A 3,669-nucleotide genomic window follows, 5' to 3' on the forward strand; every position below is an offset into this window, starting at 1 on the left:
CATTCAGCAATTCCGGAAGCTCGTCAAGGCTGGCAGCACGAAGGAATTGACCGAAGCGTGTCAGGCGCGCCGCGTCCGGCAGGAGTGCACCATCATGCCCGCGGGCATCGGTCATGGTGCGAAACTTCAACAGCCAGAAGGGACGGCCGCGTAGGCCCGGACGCTGTTGACGAAACAAGACAGGTGCACCTAATTTCCATCGAACAACGGTGGCTAAAATGAGCAGTACCGGAGATAAACCAACAATGGCTGCTGCACTTACGATAAAATCAAAAATTCTTTTCACTATGCGACCTTATCACGTGATTTTGCGTAAACAGCCTCCAACCAATCCACAAATTCATTGGCCAATCGGTCACGAGAAAATTTTTCTTCTGCCAGTAGGCGAGCGTTCTTTCCATACTCGCGACGCAGCACTGGATCATCCGCCAGTAAACAAAGGGTGTCAGCAAAGGCCTCCGGATTACGGGGAGGGATGGCAATACCACAGCGATGCTTATTAATCATATCCGCCAACCAACCGGGATAATTGTTCAGCACAGGCAATCCGGAAGAAATGTAGTCAAAGAACTTATTGGGCGATGTTCCATAGTAAAACGCAGGCACATCATCAAGAATCATCATCCCTATATCACAACAACTTACTACACGATTAAGTATATTCTTAGGCATGGGATCGAAAAAGCGGCAATTATCCAAGTCCTCTGCTTTCGTTCTTTCAATTAAAGACGGCTTCAATTTCCCATCACCGATAAAAACCAATACAATATCCATTCGGCCCCGTTCCTTAAGAACGCGCGCCGTATCCAAAACAGCATCCAAACCATTGGCCATTCCATGGGCACCTGTAAACACGGCCACGCAGTCGGTCGGCTTCACACCGGGCAAATTCAGAGCTTCTCTCTTTCCAGGCTGGAAAAGATCCAGATCGCATCCATTAGGAATCATGGCAATCGCGTGATTCCGGGGACTGCGTTTAGCGATTCCTTCTTTGAGTCCTGGCGCAAGGGCAATGAAAGCCGACGCCGTCCGATAACTCATCCATGCCAAAACGGACCTACCCGACAGTACCAGTGGGTTTTTCACCACACCCATCGCTTTGGGCAGTTCCGGCCATAGGTCTCTGACTTCAAAAACAAACGGTTTTCTTCGCAACGGGCTGGCAAAAATTCCAGGAATGCCGGCAGTAAGCGGAGTAGATGTAGCAAAAAGAAGATCGTAATCCATTAGCAGAGCAAGCCCCGTACTTCGCAAAGCATAGCGCAAGAACACCCATGCGCGTCGCGGAAGGCTCATGTAATTACTATACTCCAGATCGAATTGAATGACCCGAATACCGTCAATAACACCTTCGCGAATTAATCCATCGGCGCTGCCGAGCAAGTTCAAGCCATCTTTGCCTCGTCGGACGCAAACCATCGTCACTTCATGCCCTCGGGATATCAATTGCCGGGCCATTTCATAAGATCGCGTCCCACCGGCAGTGTTTGGTGTTGTAAAATACTGATGAAAGTACAGGATATGCATAATTCAAAAACGTCAATGGCTACTGTGGGCCAAGCACAATCCGGGTGGTTATCTCGTGACAGCCTTGGCCGACGGTTATGACCAGTGTATCGACAGGTTGTTTGTGCTGATAATACAAAGATTCCATACCATCCGCGTGACCGACTGTAATTCCTGAACTCGCCACTTGGATGCGGCCCCACGAGGCGAAAACAGTGTGGTTCTCAAGGCGGCAGCCACCCGGCATTAAGCGGAATCTGATTTCGGCTCTTTCAAACCGCCCCTCAAGCCTGTCTTCAATAACCCATGTATTTTCTTTACATTTGATTGTACGCTGGTGTAGGTTGTCTTTCCAATCCCTATAAGAACCGGTCCAACTCTGCCAGCCGTCTTCAATATCACCGATGTATTCTGCCACACGGTCCATTTACCCAGCAGGAACCGTCCTAACCTTGGCATCTGTTCACCATCATCGAAGCTTGCCGTATTGTGGGCTTTTGTCGATCCAAAATAGCTAGCATCGTTGCAATCCGATGGTAATAAGAATAACTTCCGTCATCACGACAAATATTTTCCCCGTTACACCAAAGATCAAAATGAAAAACATCATTATGACCTGGCCGGAATCGAAACATGGGAAAGCAGAGCATCCCCCAAAAATCGGTATCAGCCATAATTACATACCCACCAGGCAACAATTGAGAGGCTTTGCCGCAATCTGAAAGCGCCACCGTATGGGGTGAAGGGTTATCAGCATGAATCCCAAGCCAATAGGCCGGCTCATCCCAAGGTCCGGCAGCAAAAAAGCGCTGCCGCCGAAACAGAGCAAAGGCTGTCTGGACACTGGGGCGAAAATCACGATAACCACATCCGTGTATATGAAGTAGTAAAGCGCCGTCATTTGGCCCCAAATTGGGAGCATTACCAGATCGTAAATCTGTCATTACACAACACCAGTCAAGAACAGCCTGTGTCCGCTTATAAAATAGATCTGAAAAAGGTTTGTCGCCAAAACACCGCCGCCTCACTGATGCCATGGTTATTGTCCTGGGCAATTGCATACCGGATATTGGCGTTGATCCTTTCAAGATGCCTGTAAACGAATTCGTATAATGTCGGGCTGGGTTTCAGCCACTGTTTTAGGATAAAAGCAGCCAACAGCAGGTTGAAAACACGGATCGCCGCTTCTTGGCCGCATTTCCAGTTGGGTCCGGAATTGACAGGATTGTGTTTTGCCCAGTCGCCAAGCCATTGGTTCAAGGTGTCGAGATAAATGCCGTCCCCACTTGCCGCATAGGCCCGCGCCAATGTCACCACCCATTCAAAACGGGAAGCCTCCCAAACATGCTTTATGTCGCCAAGATCAAGATGAAAATCCGGGAGCTCTGTCCAGTGTCTATTCTGATTTGCCCATACCTTGCCGTTGAAGGAATTTAAATACCAGTTGGGCGGGGCCCCAACAGCCTGCCAGTGGCGGGCAAAAAACCTGAGATAGCCCTGGACGATTCGTTCAGCATCTTGTATCAGACTGCCATTCCATACATCAGGGAAGTCTATGACGGCATCGACTGAATGGAAAAAAGGCCCGGCTTCGGTAAATGATCTGATGGAAAAGAAATGTTTGCGGAGGCTGGATTTAAGGGAAAAGCGATACCAAGCAACATATGTCAACGGTCTTTTAAAATTGAGCCATTTTCGGTCGTGAAAAGTGAGCCACCTGCTTTTTCGGATAGGCCCATTTCGGGGGCAGCCTTTCCGATTTTATCCCGAAGTCTGTAACTGTTGCCCTTGATGTTAATCACCACGCTATGATGCAGCAGACGATCCAAAAAAGCCGTTACAATGACCGGATCCTGAAACAGCTCAGTCCAGTCGGAAAAAGCCTTGTTGGATGTGATAATCGTGCTGGCCTTTTCATACCGGTGGGCAATAAACCGAAAAAAGAGATTACATTCCTCCCGGTTGATCGGCGTATAACCCACCTCGTCCACAATCACCAGCGCCGATTTATTGTAACTTCTGCCTCTGCCTTTCCGTTCAGCGCCGCAATCTTTTTTCAATTTACCAATCAGGTCTTCCATCGTGGTAAAATAGATGCTCATTCCAGCCTGGCAGGCCTTAAGAGCCAAGGCAACGGCCAGATGGGTCTTCCCTACGCCGGGA

5 protein-coding genes and 1 pseudogene are annotated in these 3,669 nt (G+C 49.0%); all 6 read right to left on the reverse strand.

From position 1 onward, the window contains the following. On the reverse strand, nt 1–286 hold a 286-nt coding region (locus tag GX117_14920; GenBank protein ID NLO34620.1), incomplete at its 3' end, for a sugar transferase. Beyond that, entirely contained in the window at nt 286–1,527 is a 1,242-nt protein-coding gene (locus GX117_14925) for a glycosyltransferase family 4 protein (protein ID NLO34621.1), read from the reverse strand. The genes GX117_14920 and GX117_14925, both read right to left, overlap by 1 nt. A 225-nt stretch (nt 1,528–1,752) precedes the next feature. Next, nucleotides 1,753–2,025 (reverse strand): annotated as a pseudogene (locus GX117_14930) (hypothetical protein). Next, nucleotides 1,953–2,450, reverse strand: a complete 498-nt coding sequence (locus GX117_14935; protein NLO34622.1) for a hypothetical protein — start codon at nt 2,448–2,450, stop codon at nt 1,953–1,955. Before GX117_14935 ends, GX117_14930 begins: the two are co-directional and overlap by 73 nt. A 34-nt stretch (nt 2,451–2,484) precedes the next feature. Beyond that, nucleotides 2,485–3,177 carry a hypothetical protein gene (locus GX117_14940; GenBank protein NLO34623.1) on the reverse strand — a complete coding sequence of 231 codons (693 nt, stop codon included), beginning with the start codon at nt 3,175–3,177 and terminating at the stop codon, nt 2,485–2,487. Continuing rightward, nucleotides 3,174–3,669, reverse strand: a 496-nt coding sequence (locus tag GX117_14945) for an ATP-binding protein (GenBank protein ID NLO34624.1), incomplete at its 5' end; no start/stop codon positions are given. The genes GX117_14940 and GX117_14945, both read right to left, overlap by 4 nt.

Source organism: Candidatus Hydrogenedentota bacterium, assembly GCA_012523015.1.
Lineage (GTDB): Bacteria > Hydrogenedentota > Hydrogenedentia > Hydrogenedentales > CAITNO01 > JAAYBJ01.